18 protein-coding genes, 3 pseudogenes and 1 other annotated feature are annotated in these 19,351 nt (G+C 62.7%); of the genes and pseudogenes, 17 read left to right on the forward strand and 4 right to left on the reverse strand.

Translation table 11 applies throughout. From position 1 onward, the window contains the following. Positions 1–138: 138 nt before the first annotated feature. From EBS_RS02625 to grxD, 3 genes and pseudogenes are all read left to right on the forward strand, one after another. Positions 139–1,685, forward strand: a pseudogene (locus EBS_RS02625) (hydantoinase B/oxoprolinase family protein). Then, positions 1,686–3,449: an N-acetylglutaminylglutamine amidotransferase gene (locus tag EBS_RS02630; protein WP_043107176.1), complete on the forward strand. Its 1,764-nt coding sequence runs from the start codon at positions 1,686–1,688 to the stop codon at positions 3,447–3,449. A gap of 135 nt (positions 3,450–3,584) precedes the next feature. Then, positions 3,585–3,932 (forward strand): Grx4 family monothiol glutaredoxin, encoded by a 348-nt coding sequence (gene grxD / locus EBS_RS02635; RefSeq protein WP_052199228.1) that lies wholly within the window; start codon positions 3,585–3,587, stop codon positions 3,930–3,932. A 22-nt stretch (positions 3,933–3,954) separates the two neighbouring features. On the opposite strand, the gene rnt is transcribed toward grxD, so the two are convergent. Further along, entirely contained in the window at positions 3,955–4,584 is a 630-nt protein-coding gene (rnt, locus tag EBS_RS02640; RefSeq protein WP_081999978.1) for a ribonuclease T, read from the reverse strand. Between the two features lie 237 nt (positions 4,585–4,821). Between rnt and EBS_RS02645 the strand changes: the two genes are divergently transcribed. After that, entirely contained in the window at positions 4,822–5,553 is a 732-nt protein-coding gene (locus EBS_RS02645) for an MlaA family lipoprotein (RefSeq protein ID WP_043107178.1), read from the forward strand. A 35-nt stretch (positions 5,554–5,588) separates the two neighbouring features. Beyond that, entirely contained in the window at positions 5,589–6,545 is a 957-nt protein-coding gene (gene pip, locus EBS_RS02650; RefSeq protein WP_043107180.1) for a prolyl aminopeptidase, read from the forward strand. A gap of 5 nt (positions 6,546–6,550) precedes the next feature. Here the strand turns inward: pip and EBS_RS02655 are convergent, their stop codons facing one another. Continuing rightward, positions 6,551–6,904 carry a PilZ domain-containing protein gene (locus tag EBS_RS02655; RefSeq protein ID WP_043107183.1) on the reverse strand — a complete coding sequence of 118 codons (354 nt, stop codon included), beginning with the start codon at positions 6,902–6,904 and terminating at the stop codon, positions 6,551–6,553. Continuing rightward, the gene (locus tag EBS_RS02660) at positions 6,901–9,024 is read right to left on the reverse strand and encodes a DUF1631 family protein (protein WP_043107185.1); all 2,124 of its coding nucleotides are present in this window, start codon (positions 9,022–9,024) and stop codon (positions 6,901–6,903) included. The genes EBS_RS02655 and EBS_RS02660 overlap by 4 nt, the downstream gene beginning before the upstream one ends. A 217-nt stretch (positions 9,025–9,241) precedes the next feature. Here EBS_RS02660 and EBS_RS13410 point away from each other — a divergent pair. The 12 genes and pseudogenes from EBS_RS13410 to EBS_RS02720 all read left to right on the forward strand — a co-directional run bounded on the left by EBS_RS13410 (position 9,242) and on the right by EBS_RS02720 (position 17,928). After that, positions 9,242–10,450, forward strand: a pseudogene (locus EBS_RS13410) (IS3 family transposase). Next, positions 9,509–9,625, forward strand: a sequence feature (AL1L pseudoknot). Its footprint overlaps the pseudogene before it by 117 nt. Before the next feature lie 249 nt (positions 10,451–10,699). Continuing rightward, entirely contained in the window at positions 10,700–11,149 is a 450-nt protein-coding gene (gene dtd, locus EBS_RS02675; RefSeq protein ID WP_043107187.1) for a D-aminoacyl-tRNA deacylase, read from the forward strand. Between the two features lie 52 nt (positions 11,150–11,201). Then, complete coding sequence (hisB, locus tag EBS_RS02680; RefSeq protein ID WP_043107188.1) at positions 11,202–11,792, forward strand: imidazoleglycerol-phosphate dehydratase HisB; 591 nt, start codon at positions 11,202–11,204, stop codon at positions 11,790–11,792. A gap of 14 nt (positions 11,793–11,806) precedes the next feature. Continuing rightward, positions 11,807–12,448, forward strand: a complete 642-nt coding sequence (hisH, locus tag EBS_RS02685; RefSeq protein ID WP_043107189.1) for an imidazole glycerol phosphate synthase subunit HisH — start codon at positions 11,807–11,809, stop codon at positions 12,446–12,448. Beyond that, positions 12,448–13,188, forward strand: a complete 741-nt coding sequence (hisA, locus tag EBS_RS02690; RefSeq protein WP_043109111.1) for a 1-(5-phosphoribosyl)-5-[(5-phosphoribosylamino)methylideneamino]imidazole-4-carboxamide isomerase — start codon at positions 12,448–12,450, stop codon at positions 13,186–13,188. Before hisH ends, hisA begins: the two co-directional genes overlap by 1 nt. Position 13,189: 1 nt before the next feature. After that, a complete protein-coding gene (gene hisF / locus EBS_RS02695; RefSeq protein ID WP_043107190.1) occupies positions 13,190–13,948 on the forward strand; it encodes an imidazole glycerol phosphate synthase subunit HisF in 759 nt (252 codons plus the stop codon). Next, entirely contained in the window at positions 13,945–14,265 is a 321-nt protein-coding gene (locus tag EBS_RS02700) for a phosphoribosyl-ATP diphosphatase (RefSeq protein WP_043107191.1), read from the forward strand. Before hisF ends, EBS_RS02700 begins: the two co-directional genes overlap by 4 nt. A gap of 60 nt (positions 14,266–14,325) precedes the next feature. Then, the gene (gene tatA / locus EBS_RS02705) at positions 14,326–14,562 is read left to right on the forward strand and encodes a Sec-independent protein translocase subunit TatA (protein ID WP_043107192.1); all 237 of its coding nucleotides are present in this window, start codon (positions 14,326–14,328) and stop codon (positions 14,560–14,562) included. Between the two features lie 12 nt (positions 14,563–14,574). After that, on the forward strand, positions 14,575–14,898 hold the full coding sequence (gene tatB / locus EBS_RS02710; protein WP_043107193.1) for a Sec-independent protein translocase protein TatB: 324 nt from the start codon (positions 14,575–14,577) through the stop codon (positions 14,896–14,898). Then, entirely contained in the window at positions 14,895–15,995 is a 1,101-nt protein-coding gene (gene tatC / locus EBS_RS02715) for a twin-arginine translocase subunit TatC (RefSeq protein WP_043107194.1), read from the forward strand. The genes tatB and tatC overlap by 4 nt, the downstream gene beginning before the upstream one ends. Before the next feature lie 195 nt (positions 15,996–16,190). Next, a pseudogene (locus tag EBS_RS14930) lies at positions 16,191–16,394 on the forward strand (DUF255 domain-containing protein); the annotation flags it as partial. 55 nt (positions 16,395–16,449) lie between these two features. Then, complete coding sequence (locus tag EBS_RS02720) at positions 16,450–17,928, forward strand: thioredoxin domain-containing protein (RefSeq protein WP_052199230.1); 1,479 nt, start codon at positions 16,450–16,452, stop codon at positions 17,926–17,928. Between the two features lie 208 nt (positions 17,929–18,136). Here the strand turns inward: EBS_RS02720 and EBS_RS13825 are convergent, their stop codons facing one another. After that, entirely contained in the window at positions 18,137–19,324 is a 1,188-nt protein-coding gene (locus EBS_RS13825) for a hypothetical protein (protein WP_148307619.1), read from the reverse strand. Positions 19,325–19,351: the final 27 nt, after the last annotated feature.

Below are 19,351 nucleotides of genomic sequence, written 5' to 3' on the forward strand. Positions count from 1 at the left end.
TATGCGTTATCTCACGATGATTCTAGTGATTGTAGGTGATGATTGTGGATTATTTAGTCCAACTATTTTACTTGGTTACTGGGTGGGGATCAATCATCGCTCATGACAGCCGGTGGGTGCTTGCGCGACAATGCACCGATGAACCCTGCCGAGCTCAATATCTTCGCCAACCGTCTGGACGCCATCTGCGAGGAGATGGGCCTGGTGCTGCGCAATGCGGCCTTCTCGCCCAACATCCGCGACCGGCTCGATTTTTCCTGCGCCATCTTCGACGCCGATGGCGCGCTGTGTGCGCAGGCGGCACACATCCCGGTGCACCTGGGGAGCATGGCTTTCGCCATGCACGACGTGGTGGCTGGCATCGACTGGCGGCCGGGCGACCAAGTGGTGTTCAACGACCCCTACCTGGGAGGCACGCACCTGCCGGATGTGACCCTGGTGGCACCGGTGTTTGTCGACGGCGAGTTGGCCGCCTTCGTGGTCAATCGTGCGCATCATGCCGATATCGGCGCCGCACGCCCCGGCAGCATGCCGGTGTCGCGTTCGCTCGATGAGGAAGGGGTGGTGATCCCGCCGACCCACCTGGTACGCGAGGGACGCCTGGACCAGTCCCTGCTTGCGCGCATCACCGCGACCACGGGCAATACACGTGAGTCGATGGGCGATTTCTCGGCGCAACTCGCGGCGAATCGCGCCGGCTGTCGGGCCTTGTCGGTGCTGATCGCGCGTGAGGGGCTGGGACGTTTTCGCGCAGGACTGGCGGCCCTCGATGCCTATGCCGAGCGCCTGGCGCGGCATGCCATCGGCGCCATCCCCGATGGCGAGTACCGCTTTGAAGATCTGCTCGACGACGATGGCCAGGGGCAGTACGAGATCCCCATTCGCCTGCGGTTGCGCATCGACGGCGAGCGGGCCGCGCTGGACTTTACCGGCACTGCCGCGCAGGTGGAGGGCAACGTCAACTGCCCGCTGGCGGTCACCGCGGCGGCCGTACTCTACGTGTTCCGTTGTCTGATGCCGCCGCAGACCCCGGCCTGCGCCGGTGCCTTTCGGCCGATTGCGCTCACCGTGCCCGAGGGGTGCCTGCTCAACGCCCGGCGTCCCGCTGCGGTGGCCGCGGGCAATGTCGAGACCAGCACTCGCGTGGTGGACGTGGTGCTCGGCGCGCTGGCCCAGGCCCTGCCCGAGGCCATTCCCGCCGCCAGCCACGGCAGCATGAACAACATCGCCATGGGCGCGGGTGGCGAGCGCGCCTGGAGCTATTACGAGACGGTCGGTGGCGGCATGGGCGCGCATGCCACCGGCGACGGACTGGATGCGGTGCAGACGCACATGACCAACACGCTGAACACTCCGGTGGAGATCCTGGAGAACCATTACCCGCTGCGCGTGCGTCGTTATGCCGTCCGTCGCGGTAGCGGCGGTGTCGGGCGGCATCGCGGGGGGGGGATGGCCTGGTCCGTGCCTTCGAATTCCTGGCGCCGGCTCAGCTTACACTGCTCACCGAGCGGCGGCGGCATGCGCCCTGGGGGCTGGCCGGGGGCGCGCCGGGGCAGGTGGGGATCAATCGCCTGAACGACGAGGTGTTGCCGGGCAAGTGCGAGCGCGCGGTGCGCGCGGGCGATGTGCTGGTTGTCGAGACCCCGGGCGGCGGTGGCTGGGGTATGGCTGGGGAGGACGACTGAATGTGCGGTATCTGTGGTGAATGGCGGTTCGATGGTCCGGCACGCGTGGAGGCGATGTTGCCGACGCTGGCGCAGCGCGGGCCTGATGACGAGGGGCGCTGGTTGCACGAGGGCGTGGCGCTGGGGCACCGTCGCTTGTCGATCATCGACCTGTCCGAGCGATCGCACCAGCCGATGGTCGATGGCGAGTTGGCACTGGTGTTCAATGGCGCCATCTACAACTACCGCGAACTGCGCCGCGAGCTGCAGGCGCGCGGCCATCGCTTCGTCTCCGAGGGCGATACCGAGGTCATCCTCAAGGCCTACCGCGAATGGGGCGAGGACTGTCCGCAGCATCTGCACGGCATGTTCGCCTTCGCTATTCACGATGGTGCGCGCAACCGTCTGTTCTGCGCGCGCGACCGCTTCGGTATCAAGCCGTTCTACTACGCGCAAGGCGACGGCTGGTGGCGCTTCGCCTCGAATACCCAGGCACTGCTCGCCGCTGGCGGGGTCGATACCGCGCTCGACCCGGCGGCCCTGCACTTCCAGTACAGCCTGCACGGCGTGGTGCCGGCGCCGTATACCCTGCTGCGCGGCATTCGCAAGCTGGAACCTGCGCATGTGCTGATTGTCGAGGCCGATGGTGCGACCCGCCTGCGGCGTTACTGGGACCTGGATGTACGGCGCAGCGACACGGATCTCGCGCGCTCGGAAGATGAATGGGTCGAGTTGATTCACGACCGCCTGTTTGCTGCGGTGCGCCGGCGCAACGAGGTGGCCGATGTGCCGGTGGGTGTGTTGTTCTCCGGTGGGCTGGACTCCAGCCTGCTGGTGGCGCTGCTCGACGAGATCGGCATCGAGGGCTTTCACACCTTTTCGGTCGGTTTCGAGGACCAGCCGGAAGAGAAGGGCAGCGAGTTCGAGTATTCCGACCAGGTGGTCGAGCGTTTTCGGCCCATCCACCACAAGTTCCTGGTACCCAACGACGAAGTACTGAAACGTTTGCCCGAGGCGGTGGACGCCATGGCCGAACCCATGTTCGGGCAGGACGCGGTGGCCTTCTATCTGCTCTCCGAACAGGTCTCGAGACACATCAAGGTGGTGCAGTCGGGGCAGGGGGCAGACGAGGTCTTCGGCGGCTATTTCTGGTATCCGCGCATGGCCGCCGAGCACGCGGGTTCGCGCCTGGAGCGCTTCCGCAAGCACTATTTCGACCGCGATCACGACGAGATGCTGCGCATGCTCGAGGCGCGCTGGCACACTCGGGATGTCACCGGCGAGTATATCGCGCGCCGCCTCGACGACCCGCTCACCGACGACTTCATGGATGCGGTGTTCAAGTTGGACGTGACCACCCTGATCGTGGACGACCCGGTCAAGCGCGTGGACAACATGACCATGGCCTGGGGGCTGGAGGCGCGGGTGCCTTTCCTCGATCACGAACTGGTCGAGGTCGCCGCGCGCGTGCCCACTGAACTCAAGCTGCGCGATGGTGGCAAGTACCTGCTCAAGCGTATCGCGCGCGGGCGTGTGCCCGATGCGGTGATCGACCGGCCCAAGGGATACTTCCCCATGCCTGCGCTCAAGTACGTGCGCGGCGAGTTCCTGGGCTTCATGCGCGACATCCTCGATTCGCAGGCCTGTCGTCAGCGAGGCCTGTTCCGGCGCGACTATGTCGACCGCCTGCTCGATGCGCCCGAGATGCATCACACCCGCATCATGGGCAGCAAGCTGTGGCACCTGGCCCTGCTCGAGTTCTGGTTGCAGCGGCACAGGATCTGACGGCTGCCTTCCTCACCGGGGCGCCAATCGCATGGCCAGTTCGTGGTTTATCCCTGGCGCGCCCGCCCCTAGAATGTGTCTGTCAGTCATCCAGGGCCGCACCGGCGGTCCGCAACAGGCAAGAGGTGCCGCATTATGGACGTTCTGGAGAGGATCAAGCAGCAGGTCGAGTCCAACCCGATCATCATCTACATGAAGGGCACGCCGCAGTTTCCGCAGTGTGGTTTCTCTTCGCGGGCGGCGGCGGCCCTGCAGGACTGCGGGGAAAAGTTCGCTTATGTGAACGTACTGGCCGACCCCGAGATCTTCGAGAACCTGCCGCGTTTCGCCGACTGGCCGACCTTTCCGCAGGTGTATATCAACGGCGAGTTGGTCGGCGGCTGCGACATCACCCTGGAGCTGCATGCCAGCGGTGAGCTGCAGAAGATGGTCAAGGAGGCGGCGAAGCACTGGCCGAGTGCCGAGGAAGAGGGCGCCGGCTGAATCATCGGCCTTTCGCGCGACGTCAGTCCGGCGATTCGTCTGCCTCCAGCCAGGGGCGCGGGGTGTCCAGGGCGTGCCACTGGTTGACGATGTGGCAGAACAGTTCTGCCGTCTTCTCTGCGTCGTAGAGCGCGCCGTGCGCCTGGGCGGCGTCCCAGTCGATGCCGGCGGCCATCACCGCGCGCGCGAGCACGGTCTGACCGAAAGCCAGCCCGGCCAGGGTCACGGTGTCGAAGGTGCTGAAAGGGTGGAACGGGTTGCGCTTGTAGTTGCAACGTGCCACCGCGGCATTTAGGAAGCCCAGGTCGAAGAAGGCGTTGTGCCCCACCAGGATGGCGCGCTTGCAGCCGCTGGCCTTGACTGCTGCACGGATAGGCGCGAACAGGTCGCTGAGTGCCTGTTTCTCGGGTTTGGCGCCGCGTAGCGGGTTCCAGGGATCGATGCCGGTGAACTCCAGTGCCTTGGGGTCCAGGTTGGCGCCCTCGAAGGGGATCACGTGCTCGATGAAGGATTCGGCGGGATGTAGCCGACCCTCGTCGTCGATGCGCAGAGTTACCGCCGCGACTTCCAGCAGGGCGTCGCCAGCCGAGTCGAAGCCGCCGGTCTCGACGTCCACCACCACGGGCAGGTAACCGCGAAAGCGGCGGCTCATCAGGGGGTTGTAGGGTGTCTCGCTCACTGGCGGCAGGATAATGAAAGCCGCGTCGGCTGGCGAGGGGTAATTCCATTCAAGTTGACTCCATTGCGGCCGACAGGGGAGGGGAAGGCCGGGGGGCGACGGTTTCGGTAAAATCCGACTGACTTTGCCTTTGGCCTCCGCCTATAATTCGAAAACGGCGTCGGAATGTTCCGGCAGAAAAGAACTCGGCACAGGGAAGCTCAAAGCACCATGAACAGCCCCGTTCGCGCCAGCGGCACGCTGCGTACTCTCGCTCTCGTCGGTTTGCTCTTCCTCGGCGGTTGTGCGACCACCGATCCGGATTACGCCGATCCGCGCGATCCCCTGGAGGGGTTCAACCGGGCGATGTTCAGCCTCAACGATTTTCTCGACCGGGCGCTCATCAATCCCCTGGCCGAGGGCTATAACCTGATCGTGCCCTCGCCGGTGGACAAGGGCGTGACCAATTTCTTCAACAACCTGGAAGACATCACTTCGGCCATCAACAGCCTGTTGCAGTTCAAGGTCGGTCATGCCGCCACCGACCTCACCCGGGTGGTGGTCAATACCACGGTCGGGATCGGCGGGCTGTTCGACGTGGCCTCGCACCTCGACCTGCGACGCCATGAGGAAGACTTCGGTCAGACCCTGGGTACCTGGGGGGTGGCGTCCGGACCTTACCTGGTGCTGCCGATCCTGGGTCCGAGCACCGGGCGGGATGCCGTGGGCGTGGTGGTGGACTGGTTCACCGACCCGCTCACCTATGTGCAGGACGACACCGTGCGCTGGAGCCTGCGCGGGCTGAATCTGGTCGATACCCGTTCCGACCTGCTGAATGCCAGCCGGGTGGTCGATCAGGCCGCACTCGATCCCTACTCCTTCGTGCGTGATGCCTACCTGCAGCGCCGTCGCAGCGCGGTGTACGACGGCAATCCTCCGCCCGAGGAAGAAGAGGATTTCTGAGCGCTCGGGGCTCGCCTCGAACGGCCAGCAGCTCCATGGCGCTCTATCCCCCCATCCGCCCCTACGCGCGTCACGAACTGGCGGTCGGTGACGGGCGTCATGTCCTGTACGTCGAGGAGGTGGGCAACCCGGGAGGCATCCCGGCGGTGTTTCTCCATGGTGGGCCGGGTGGTGGCTGCGAGGCCTGGCATCGGCAGTTCTTCGATCCCGAGCGTTACCGGGTGATCCTGTTCGATCAGCGCGGTGCCGGGCGTTCGCGCCCGCACGCCGACCTCGTCGACAACACTACCTGGCATCTGGTCGAGGACATCGAGCGGCTGCGCCGGCATTTCGGTATCGAGCGTTGGCTGGTGTTCGGTGGTTCCTGGGGCTCGACCCTGGCGCTGGCCTATGCCGAGACTCACCCCGAGCGGGTTGCAGCGTTGGTGTTGCGGGGGATCTTTCTGTGCCGTCCGCAGGAGATCCACTGGTTCTACCAGGAAGGTGCCAGCCGTATCTTTCCCGATTATTGGGAAGACTTTGTCGACCCAGTGGCGCCAGAGAGGCGCCATGATCTGCTCACGGCTTATCATGAACTGCTCACCGGCGAGGATGAACTGCGGCGCATGGCTGCGGCGCGTGCCTGGTCGGTATGGGAAGGGCGCTGCGCGACGCTGCAGAGCAACCCCGAAGTGGTGGCGCATTTTCGGGATCCGCACGTGGCGCTCGCCATGGCGCGGATAGAGAGCCACTATTTCATGCACGACGCCTTTCTGCGCCCCAACCAGTTGCTCGAGGATGCGCATCGGCTGAAGGGGATTCCCGGAGTCATCGTGCATGGGCGTTACGACATGATCTGCCCGGTGGAGAATGCCTGGGAGCTGCACCGGGCCTGGCCGGACAGCGAGCTGTCCATTCAGCCGGCCAGTGGTCATTCGGCGGGTGAGCCGGAAATCGCAGCGGCCCTGGTGGGGGCCACGGACTTTTTTGCCGAGCGCCTGGGCGGAGACTGAGCCCCTCAGGCCGAAGAGGCCCGGCGTGCCCGTTGGAGCAGTTCGGAGAGCACTTTGCTGTTTTCTTCCGACAGGCCGATGAGCTTGCCGCCCAGCCAGTAGCTGCCGCTGGTGTTGGCCGGGGTGATCCAGTTGACCCGGAAGCCGGTCGACAGCAGGGGCTGGTCGGGGTGTTCGGCCTGGCGCAGGTCGATCTGCAGGACGCCGCCGGCTTCGCACTGGGTCGATGCGAGGATCATCATTCCGTGGCGCGAAAGGTTGACCAGGGTGCCCAGCAGGGTGCCGTTGAGGTTGTCATAGACGAACAGGTTGAAGGCCAGTGCGTCGACGCGGGGCTCGCGGCGGCGTTCTTCGTTCATGAATGGTTACCTGTGGCAATGGAGGCTTCGAGTTTTTGTTTGATGCTGGCCAGTAGCTGAGAGAAGATTCCCTCGGTTTTCACCCGTGCCGGTCGCAAGGCGCCGCTTTCCAGGTCGGCAGCTGCCTGTTCGAGCGTCATTCGTGCGCGTTTGAGGCCGTGTTGGTCAACGAACAATACATGTCGCGTGTGGGGGTTGGACCACAATAGCTTGACCATCAGGGGTTGGTCTGCCGGGTTCTTCTGCAGGAAGAACCAGCTGCCGACCGGGATCTGCAGCACTCGTGCAATGGCCTCTTCGTCCGCCGGAGGAGACGGTTCTGCTTCGACAGGCGCCTCCCCTTCCATGGCGATGGGGGGCGGCTCCGGTTCGCTGATGGCCGATTCGGCGATGGTGCTGTCCAGGTTCCTTACGAACAGTCCGATCTTGTCCTGGTAGTGTGGCAGGAGCCGGATGATCTGCCCTTGCAGGCGTTCACCTGCGGCACGGGCTCCTTCCAGGTCGCTTGTTCCCATGCTGTCGATGAGCTGGATCGCGGCATCCAGGGCATCGCGGCAGTCCGGGTGTTCGACATCCAGGTTGTTGCGCAGCAGCAGGCTGAGGTAGTCGGTAAAGATGGTATGGAAGAAGATGCGCACCGCGGTGGGCAGGCGATGTTCACGCAACAGGGTCTGGGTCGCGGATTCGGCAGTCTGACGTGCACGGGTGAGCATGGTCTGGCCCTTTTCCGCATCCAGCGTGCGTTTCTCGGCGACCTTCTTGGATTGTTCGAGCTGGATGGCCTTGCGGTCCAGCTCCTGGTTCAGGTGTGCGTAGTCGGGCTTGCCGTTGGAATCGAGGATCTTGCGCACACAGTATTGAAGCGTGGGGTCGACCCAGCGGATGCCCAGTTGCAGCATGCGGTCGAGCAGCAGGCGTGCGGGATGCTGGGCATCCTGAAGAAACCCGGGATCGTTGACGGCGATCTTCAGGTACGGGGTGTGCAGGTGACTGAGCAGGGTCTTGAGTTGGGGAGAGAGCTTGTCGTCGTCGAGGATCGCTTCGAACAGCATGCCGACGATGTCAATGGCATTCTGTTCGCGCTCGACCACCTTGCGCGATCCCCCCATGAGGGCATGGATCAGGGCGCGCTGCTTCTTCAGTGTTTGACGGACCTTGAGCAGCAGCTCCTTGTCGATGACGACCTTGTCGTCGCGCGTGACCAGCAGTTGCGATGCCGGGTTGGGGGCTTGTTGCGCCAGTTGGGGAGAATCCAGGGCCTCGTTGACCCGCTGCCGGCTCTCTTGTGGCGGTACCGGCGGATAATTGGCGGGTGGTTCGCTCAATTCCTTGTAGGCGCGGCGCCGGCGTTGCGCGGAGAGCAGGCGTGAGATCTCCGTCATGGTCTGTTCGGCGGTGGGCGCCGGAGGAGGGGGCTCGGATGCCGGGTCGTTGAATACCGAGTCAGCCCCCTCGGGATTGTCGTCGTGTTGCTGAACGGGATCACGTTTCTGCTGGACTATGGTGTATTTGACCGTCGGCAACACGCCGGCATCGGCGAGACGCTGGTTGATTTCGGAGACGGCGACATCGAGTTCGGCCATCACGTAGCGGTCGAACAGGGTAAACAGTACCAGCAGGGCCCGGCTGGGAATGTCCAGCGCCTCGATGGCGTGCTCATAGGCGTTGGCGACGCGCTTGGGATTGAGCGGCAGATCGTCCAGCGTGAACTTGCGGCCGCCGTGGATGGCTGACATGCGTTGCTTGAAGGCATGAAAGTTCTGCTGGTTCCGCAATGCGCAGTTGTTGGCGATGGTCTCCAGCGCCACCGAGCGTTCATAGGCTTCACGTTCCAGCAGGCTGAGGGTTTCTTCGCCCAGCGTGGGTTTGTGCTGGATGTTGGAGTCTTCCTCCTGGCGTATCAATTCATCCCGGAAACTGGCGAGAAGGGTATCTCCCCGCATGGCCAGCAGGTGTTGGGCATCGAAGAAAGAAGTTTGCAGGTCCACGCTCTCGGATTTTGCGGCAAAGTCCACCAAGGTCTCGCCGACATTGTCGAGCAGCAGGTTGAGGCCATCACACAAGCGCTGAATCGTCTGGTTACGCCAGGTGTCGAGCGTGGTCTGGGGGGTCGGATTCATTCACTTTCCATAGCGATGCCGTTTCGGATCCAATATAGCCGCGAGAGTCGCGGAATACCATCCGTAAAGTATTCAGTATATTTGGCAGAGCAGGGTGTCAAGTCAATGATGGGCAGTCTTGTCGATGAAAAGCCAGCACGCGATCTCGACTTCACGGACCCGGCACTGAACCGCCCCGGGTTTCCCGGAGACTCCATTTCTTGAGAGGATAGAGTCTATGGATACGAGCAAGAGATATTCCCCTGAGGTCCGGGAACGGGCGGTTCGCATGGTGTTTGATCATCAGGGCGAGCATGATTCCCAATGGGCGGCGATGACCTCCATCGCGGCCAAGATCGGCTGTACTGCGCAAATGGGTGAGACAGGCCGAGCGTGATCAAGGACTGCGTGAGGGTCTGACGACGTCGGAGCGCGAGCGGCTCAAGGCCTTGGAACGGGAGAACCGGGAGCTGAGGCGGGCCAACGAGATTCTGAAGACGGCGTCGGCTTTTTTTGCCCAGGCGGAGCTCGACCGCAAACTGAAGAGATGATCGCGTACATCGACGATCACAGGGATCGTTACGGGGTCGAGCCGATCTGCGCGGTGCTGCCGATCGCCCCGTCCACCTACTATGAGCACAAGGCCCGTGAGGCCGATCCACAGCGACTGCCGCGGCGATTGCAGCGGGATCGCGCCCTGTCAGACGAGATTCGACGGATCTGGGAAGAGAACTTCCAGGTGTACGGTGCCAGGAAGGTATGGCGGCAGCTCAACCGGGAAGGCATCGAGGTAGCCCGCTGCACGGTGGAACGCCTGATGCGTGTCATGGGGTTGCGGGGTGTGGTGTGAGGCCGCCGTTGCCGGACAACGATCGGCGACACGACGGCGGAACGACCACTGGACCGGGTGAAGCGGCAGTTTACTGCCACCCGCCCGAATCAGTTGTGGGTGGCGGACATTACCTACGTGGCGACTTGGACAGGGTTTGTCTATGTGGCGTTTGTCGTGGACGTCTATGCCCGACGGATCGTGGGCTGGCGTGTCTCCCGGTCGCTGAAGACCGACCTGGTGCTGGATGCGCTGGAGCAGGCGCTATGGTCGCGCCAGGACACAGAGGGCCTGGTGCACCACAGTGACCGAGGCTGTCAGTACCTGTCGGTGCGCTACACGGAGCGCCTGGCCGGGGCCGGCATTGATGCCTCGGTCGGTAGCCGAGGGGACTCCTATGACAACGCTCTGGCAGAGACGATCAACGGTCTGTACAAGGCCGAGGTTATCTACCGGCGAGGCCCCTGGAAGCATAGGGAGGCGGTCGAATATGCCACTTTGGAGTGGGTGGACTGGTTCAACCACCGGCGGCTGCTGGAGCCTATTGGCAACGTGCCACCGGCGGAGTTGGAAGCGGCGTATTATCGCCAACAGAAAGAGTCTGCCAAGGCGGCCTGACTCAAACAAAACAGTCTCCGGAATATCCGGGGCGGTTCAGCACTGGCGTTGCAGACCCCCTTGTGGTCAAGTTGCGGGTCCGCGCGGGTTCTGGAAGTTCTGAACAAGTGCTTTATTCCCCTCCTCCCATACGAGGGGGAGGCCGGGAGGGGGAGTACCGGCAAGTGTTTCTCCTCCCTCCCGAGTGCTCCCGCAAGCGGGGGATCTGGTCGAAAATCCCCTGGTTTGTCCGAAGGGTTGGATAGATAGATGATCGGATTACTGCAACGCGTTTCCGAGGCCCGGGTGCGAGTCGCCGGCGAGGTGGTCGGCGAGGTGGTCGGCGAGATCGGCCCGGGCCTGCTGGTGCTGGTCGGGGTGCAGCGCGACGATACCGAGGCGCGTGCCGAACGCCTGCTCGAGCGTTTGCTTGGCTACCGGGTGTTCGCCGACGATACCGGGCGCATGAACCGCTCCCTGCGCGAGGTCGGCGGTGCCCTCTTGCTGGTGCCGCAGTTCACCCTCGCCGCCGATACCCGCAAGGGCGCGCGTCCCAGCTTCTCCAGTGCCGCGCCACCGGATCTGGGACGGCGGCTGTTCGACCACCTGGTGGCACGCGCGCAAGCTGCCCACCCGCAGGTCGCTACCGGCGTGTTCGGTGCGGACATGCAGGTGGCGCTGGTCAACGAGGGGCCGGTGACCTTCTGGCTGGAGACTTGACGGTTTCTGTTAGAATGGCCTTTTCGTTCACACAGCCCGGAGAACTCGCCGGATGGCACGCACTGCCCGCGTAGAGCGCAACACCCTCGAGACCCGCATCACCGTCGGTCTGAACCTCGACGGCACCGGGCAGGCGCGCCTGGAGACCGGCGTGCCCTTTCTCGAGCACATGCTCGAGCAGATCGCCCGTCACGGGCTGATCGACCTGGAGATCGTCGCCGACGGCGACCTGCACATCGACGCCCACCACACCGTCGAGGACATCGGCATCACCCTGGGTCAGGCTTTCGCGCAGGCGCTCGGCGACAAGAAGGGCATTCGCCGCTACGGACATGCCTACGTGCCGCTGGACGAGGCGCTCTCGCGCGTGGTGCTCGACCTGTCCGGTCGCCCGGGGCTGGACTTCCACGTCGATTTCACCCGCGCGATGATCGGCAGTTTCGATGTCGATCTGTTCCACGAGTTCTTCCAGGGCTTCGTCAACCATGCCCTGGTGACCCTGCATATCGACAACCTGCGCGGGGTGAATGCGCACCACCAGGCCGAGACGGTGTTCAAGGCCTTTGGCCGCGCGTTGCGCATGGCCCTGGAGATCGACCCGCGCATGGGGGATGCAGTGCCGTCCACCAAGGGCAGCCTGTAATCCCGGAGCCCCGCATGAGCCAGAAGATCGCGGTCATCGACTACGGTATGGGCAATCTGCGCTCGGTGTCCAAGGCCATCGAGCACGTTGCCGACGATGCCGAGGTGCGGGTCACCAACGATGCGGACTGGATTGCGCGTGCCGACCGGGTGGTATTTCCGGGGCAGGGCGCGGCGCGTGACTGCATGGCCGCCATCGGCGGGCGCCACCTCAACGAGGCAGTGCTGGACGCCGCACAGCGCAAACCCTTTCTCGGTATCTGCATGGGCCTGCAGGTGTTGATGGAGTGGTCCGAAGAGAATGGCGGGACCGAGCTGCTGGGCCTGTTCATGGGACGGGTGAAGCGTTTCGACGGTCTGGCGCGCGACGATCGTGGCCTGCCGCTGAAGATCCCGCACATGGGCTGGAGTCCGGTGGAGCAGCGCCGTGAGCACCCCTTGTGGGCGGGTATTCCCGATCATGCGCGCTTCTACTTCGTGCACAGCTACCGCGTGGTACCCGAGGACCCGAGTCTGGTAGCGGCGACCACCGACTACGGGGTGCGCTTCACCTCGGCGATCGCGCGCGACAACCTGTTTGCCTGCCAGTTCCATCCCGAGAAGAGTGCGGAGATGGGGCTGCGCCTGCTCAAGAATTTCGTCGAGTGGAGGCCCTGATGCTGCTGATCCCCGCCATCGACCTGAAGGACGGAAAGTGCGTGCGCCTGCGCCAGGGACGCATGGAAGACGACACCGTGTTCTCCGACAATCCGGTGGCCATGGCCGATCGCTGGGTGGCCGCCGGCGGGCGCCGCTTGCACCTGGTCGATCTCAACGGCGCCTTCGCCGGCGAGCCGGTCAACGGCGAGGCCATCGCTGCGATCTGTCGTGCCCATCCCGACACGCCCATCCAGGTCGGCGGCGGCATCCGCGACGAGGCCACCATCGAGGCCTACCTGGAGATCGGTGTGGATTTCTGCATCATCGGCACCCAGGCGGTGAAGGGCCCCGATTTCGTGGGTCGCGCCTGTCGGGCCTTTCCGGGGCATGTCATCGTCGGGCTGGATGCAAGGGACGGCCAGGTGGCGATCAATGGCTGGGCCGAGCTGACCGAATACCGGGTGATCGACCTGGCGCGGCGTTTCGAGGATGCCGGCGTTTCGGCCATCGTCTATACCGATATCGGCCGCGACGGCATGATGCAGGGGGTCAACGTCGAGGCCACCACGGCCCTGGCCGAGGCCATCGGCATCCCGGTGGTCGCTTCCGGTGGCATCACCGACCTGGATGACATACGCGCCCTGTGCGCGGCGCCCACCGACAACATCCTGGGAGCCATCACCGGGCGAGCCATCTATGAGGGTACGCTGGACCTCGCCGAGGGGCAGCGTCTGGCCGACGAGCTGAGCGGGGTCTGAGATGGGACTGGCCAAGCGCATCATTCCCTGCCTTGACGTGGACGCCGGTCGCGTGGTCAAGGGCGTGCAGTTCGTGGACATTCGCGACGCCGGCGATCCGGTGGAAGTCGCCCGTCGCTACAACGAGGAAGGCGCCGACGAGATCACCTTCCTCGACATCACCGCCACCTCGGACAACCGGGAGACCCTGGTGCACGTGGTCGAGCAGGTGGCCTCGGAGGTGTTCATCCCGCTCACCGTGGGCGGTGGCATCCGCAAGCCCGAGGATGTGCTCACCATGCTGCACGCCGGCGCCGACAAGGTGGCGATCAACTCCGCGGCGGTTAAAAATCCCGAATTTGTGCGCGAGGTCACAGAACGTTTCGGCTCCCAGTGTGTCGTAGTGGCCATCGATGCCAAGCGGGCGGGCGATCACTGGGAGATCTTCACGCACGGCGGGCGCAAGCCCACGGGGATCGACGCGGTGGAATGGGCGCGCCGCATGGCCGACTACGGCGCCGGTGAGATCCTGCTCACCAGCATGGATCGTGACGGCACCCGGATCGGTTTCGACAACGAGCTGACCCGTGCGGTGGCCGAGGCGGTGCCCATCCCGGTGATCGCTTCCGGTGGGGTGGGCGAATTGCAGCACCTGGTCGATGGCATCGAGATGGGCGGCGCGGATGCGGTGCTGGCCGCTTCGATCTTCCATTTCGGCGAATTCAGCATCGGCGAGGCCAAGCGCTACATGGCCGAGCACGGTGTGGAGGTGCGTTTGTGAGCGATATTCTCTACGAACTGGCCGCGGTGCTCAAGGTACGCAAGCAGGCCGATCCCGACAGCTCCTATGTGGCGCGGCTGTACCACAAGGGGTTGGATGCCATTCTCAAGAAGATCGGCGAAGAGGCCACCGAGACGGTGATGGCGGCCAAGGACGGGGTGCCGGAGAAACTCGTCTACGAAGTGGCTGACTTGTGGTTCCATACCCTAGTACTGCTGGCGCAGCAGGGGCTGGGGCCGGACGCTGTGCTGGAGGAGCTGCAGCGTCGTTTCGGGCTGTCGGGGCTCGAAGAGAAGGCCGCGCGCGACGAGCAATGAAATTTCTGGGCAATCGAGGCGTCTGAAGGTTCAGACACCCCCAACACGAGGAGAAGGCATATGGGTCTGGGCGGAATCAGTATCTGGCAATTGTTGATCATCCTGGTGATCGTATTGCTGCTGTTCGGTACCAAGCGGCTGCGCAACCTGGGCAGCGATCTGGGCAACGCGGTCAAGGGCTTCAAGAAGGCGGTGAGTGACAGCGAGAGCAAGCCCGAGGAGCCGCAGAAGCTGGAAGCCGAGAAAAAGGTGATCGAAGGCGAGGCAGTCAAGGAAGAAGACAAGAACAAGTCGTAAGCGATCCCGACCATGTTCCAGGATGTTGGATTCTTCGAGCTGGTGCTGATCGGCGTGGTGGCGCTGCTGGTGGTCGGTCCCGAGCGTCTGCCGAAAGTGGCGCGCACTGCCGGTATGTGGGTGGGGCGTGCGCGCCGCCTGGTGCGCAGCGTCAAGGACGACATCGATCGCGAGATCCAGGCCGAGGAATACAAGCGCCTGCTCGAGGAACAGAACCTGGCCGGGTCGGTGCACGAGATCATAGAGGACACCCGCAAGGAACTCGACGGGATCGGCAAGGATGCCGACGTCGCACCCGATGCCGGTGTGGCGCAGAAGGACAAGGCCAAGGGATGAGCGATACCCTCCCCGAACAGCCCTTCATGGCGCACCTGCTGGAGCTGCGTGACCGCCTGATGCGCTCGCTGCTGGCGGTGCTGATCCTGTTGCTGGCGCTGTTCCCCTTCGGCAACGATATCTATACCTTCATCGCCGACCCGCTGATGCGGGTGTTGCCCGAAGGCACTTCCATGATCGCCACCAAGGTGGCCTCGCCCTTCCTCACGCCGTTCAAGCTGTCGCTGGTGGCGGCGGTGTTCCTGGGCATGCCTTACCTGCTCTACCAGCTCTGGTCCTTCATTGCACCGGGCCTCTATCAGCACGAGAAGCGCCTCGCCCTGCCGCTGCTGGCCTCGAGCATCGCGCTGTTCTATCTGGGGGCTGTGTTCGCCTATGTGGTGGTGTTTCCGCTGATATTCGCCTTTCTCACCAGCACCGCGCCCGAGGGCGTGCTGGTGATGACCGACATCAGCGAATATCTCGATTTCGTACTCACCCTGTTCTTTGCCTTCGGTCTGGCCTTCCAGGTGCCGGTGGCCACCATCCTGCTGGTACTCGCCGGCATGACGACTCCCGACCAGCTGGCGGGCAAACGCCCCTATGTAGTGGTCGGTGCCTTCGTCATCGGCATGCTGCTTACCCCGCCCGATGTCATCTCCCAGACCCTGCTGGCGGTGCCCATGTGGATGCTGTTCGAGCTGGGGGTGTTCCTCTCGCGCCTGGTAGTGCGTGGGCGTGAGGAGGAGAAGGAAGACAGCATAGAGACCGAGCCGGCCATGGCGGCTGCGGGGGGCGGAATGGCGGCATCCGTCGCGGATACGGCAGACGAGGAGGATGCCTATCGTCCGCTCACCGACGAGGAGATGGAGGCCGAGCTGGATGCCATGGAAGACGAGGATGACGAAGACGACGAGGAGCCGCAGGAGAATACCGACTCTTCCGAACCCGAGCCTTTCGTACCCGATGCGGTGGACGAAAAGCTCGAACGGATGATGCGCCTGCGCGAGGAAGAGCGCTACGCCGAGGCCCGCAGCCTGCTCTACGAGGTACTGGCCGAAGGCAACGAGTTGCAGGTCCGCGTCGCGCGCAACATCCTCGAACAGCTCGACAGCTGAGTGGCGACCGCTTGAGGGGTAAGGTCGGGAGGGGGCCGGCTGAACCCCCGCTGCCATCCGGAGGCTGTATCCTTGTCCGGTATCCTCGACGCGGAGCCTCCCATGCACATCCCCTTTCTCCTGCTGCTGATCCTGGCGCTGCCCGCCGCGGCATTGCAGAACCGGCTGGCCGGTCATCCTTCGCCCTATCTCGCCATGCACGGCCAGGACCCGGTCGCCTGGCAGGACTGGAATCCGAAGCTGCTCGAGCAGGCGCAGCAGGAGGGGAAGCTGCTGTTCATCTCCAGCGGCTACTTCTCGTGCTACTGGTGCCATGTGATGCAGAAGGAGAGCTACCGCAATCCCGAGATCGCCGCCTTTCTCAATGCGCACTTCATTCCGATCAAGGTGGATCGTGAACTGCATCCAGCGCTCGATGCCTATCTGATCGACTACACCGAACGCACCACCGGGCGTGCCGGCTTGGCCGCTGAACGTGTTTCTGACGCCCGAGGGCTACCCCCTGGTGGGTATGAGCTATCTGCCATCCAAACAGTTCGCGCAGGTGATCGCCCGCCTGGCCGGCGCCTGGCGGGACGATCCATCCCGTCTGCGTCAACTGGCGCGTCAGGCCCTGCTGGAACTGACCGCCGACCCGGTAGGCAAGCTGCCCCAGCCGGTGTCCCCGGCGACCTTGCGTACCCGCTTCCTGCACCAGGTGCTGGCCCTGGCCGATCCGCTGGAGGGTGGCTTCGGTGAGCAGAACAAGTTTCCCATGATGCCGCAGCTCGAGGCCACCCTGCGCCTGTTGCACGGCAGGAAGCACAGGCCGCTCGATGCCTGGTTGCAGCTTACCCTCGACCAGATGAAGGATCAGGGCCTGCGCGATCACCTCGCCGGCGGCTTCTACCGCTATACCGTCGATCCGTCCTGGCAGGTGCCGCATTTCGAGAAGATGCTCTATACCCAGGCGCTGCTGGCACGGGTCTACCTGCTGGCGGCCGAGCGCTTCGATCGACAGGACTACGCGGACATCGCTGCCGAGACCCTGGACTTTGTGCGCGAGCGCATGCGCGGCCCACAGGGCCTGTTCATCGCCAGCTTCTCGGCGACCGACGAGGCCGGCGAGGAGGGCGGCAGTTATCTCTGGCACGAGGACGAACTGAAACATCTGCTCAAGGGCAAGGACCTGGAATTGGCGCGACGTTACTGGGCGATGAGCGGTGCTCCTTCGATGGATGGGGGGTGGCTGCCGAGAAAGGGGGAAACGGTAGAGGCCTTGGCGAAGGACATGAAGCAGACACCCGCGAAGCTGAAACAGCGCCTGAAGCGAATCCGCCAGCGCCTGCTGGCTGCACGCGACCAGCGGGACCTGCCGGCCGACACCAAGGCGGTGGCGGGCTGGAACGGCCTGATGATCGGCAGTCTGGCGATGGCGGACAAACGACTGCAGCGCGAGGATCTGGTCGAGGCGGCCGTGGCGCTGGCGCATCGCCTGCGTGAACGCCTGTGGCGGCAGGGGGCGTTGTGGCGTGCCCGTGATGGCGACCGCCCCGTGGGCGCGGCCGGCCTGTCCGACTATGCCTATGTGGCCGAGGGGCTGGATCGGCTGCTTACCGTGCGGCCCGATTCGCAACTGGCGGCCTGGCGCGACGAGCTGCTCGAACAGGCCTGGCAACGCTTTCATGCGCCGCGTGGCTGGCGCCTGGCCGAGCATCCCGACCTGCCGGGCATGGGGGAATCACCGGTGATCCAGGATGGGGCCTTGCCGGCCGCCGCCGCGGTGGTGCTGCGGTTGAGTCTGCGGAGCGGCGACCAACGCGCCCGTCAGGCCGCCGAAGAGGCCCTGCCACGTATCCAGGAGGAACCCTTCTGGTACGCGAGCTGGGTGGAGGCCCTGGTGGTGGGGCACAGCGAGGGCGAGGCCTGTAGTGAACCGGCGAAATGCCAGTAGGCTGGAACAAGCCGGGCAGTGCCGTCAGCGGGAGCGAAATCCGATCCGTCTTCAGTAGATCCTGTGAGAAACCCGAGATAGCGGATTGCCCTCCCCCCCTGTAGATCGACGAAGAACCAAATGAATGGCCCAAACATCGCCCTCCTTGACATGCCTGCACGCGATGCTGAGAGGGGCTTTGGACAATACCACAATTTATTAAATTTCATTAAGCATTTCCTATTGAGCCATATTTAGGAGGGCCTCTAACTTTAAATCTAGTTAAATTTATTATAATAGGCATCTCTAAGTCATTATGAACCATATATCCTTCATCCTTTCTCTTTTTGAAAAAGTAATGATTCACAAGCCAAGTGGCACTCCAAAGCGCAGCCACCCATCGATTATAAGTATTATCCGGGTCCTTGGACATTTTTTCAGGGTGCTTCAGGCTGGCCAGTTTTTTATACGCCTCCTTGATTAGTTCTTTTTTGGTCTCTAGACTCGTCCCGTACTTTTGATATCGATCGGTCAGGTCTTGATAATTTTCATAGCCGGCAGCAGAAAAAATCGAGTTTAGAAATTCTTCTTCAACACTTGAAAAAGAAGTAAGTCTATTATGATGTTTCCAATATCCAAAAAAATCTCTAATACCGATACCAAAATAAAAATTACGTGGCGATTTCTTTTTAACTTCACTATTTAGAAACCTCATATTTTTGCCCATCATATTGGTTTCCGCCACCAAATACCAAAATGCCGGCTCTACCATTGCCACGGATTTATCAACTGCGATGCAGCCTTTAAAATTAAGCATATCAAAAATAGTATTTTCTCTACTCCTCCATCCGCAAGTGGTATATTCATTTTTAATATTATAATATGCATCTCTTACTCCAAAGTTTCCCTTCCATTCTCTTGCATTAGCAATACCTGGTGGCATATCTTCACGATTCATAGCTTTGGCATCTTTGCCATAAAGCCCAGGTATCATGGCTGCAGCAGCAATACCTGCCGCTTTTTTCATAATATCTCTTCTTGAAGGGTCTTGAGGCGGTTTTTCAGATTCTTTACAAGCAACTCTCAAAGCCTCGGCTTCGGTCAGATCAGAATCGTCCTGCTTGATGTCATTTGGCGTTTCAATGAAACGTTCATCCAAACGGACTTTCGCCGGATAAAGGCCCGTCTTTTTTCCCTTTCCAAAACCAAACATCTGCAGTCCACCAATAGTTTCCGACAGGCTGTTGAAATAGCCTGGATTTCTACGCCAATGCCCCCGCCGCTGCGGGCTTGCCGTGCTGAACAGCGCCTCTGGCTTGTATGCCGGGGCTTCGCGTCGGCAATCCAATCCGTGCTTCTTAAACCAAGTCCATTTTGCAGAAATCCGGGAGGGTTTCAACAGCCTGTCAATCAGCAAGAACCGCTTGCCCACCGGCGTGAATCA

This window comes from endosymbiont of unidentified scaly snail isolate Monju (assembly GCF_000801295.1).
Classification (GTDB): domain Bacteria; phylum Pseudomonadota; class Gammaproteobacteria; order Chromatiales; family Chromatiaceae; genus MONJU.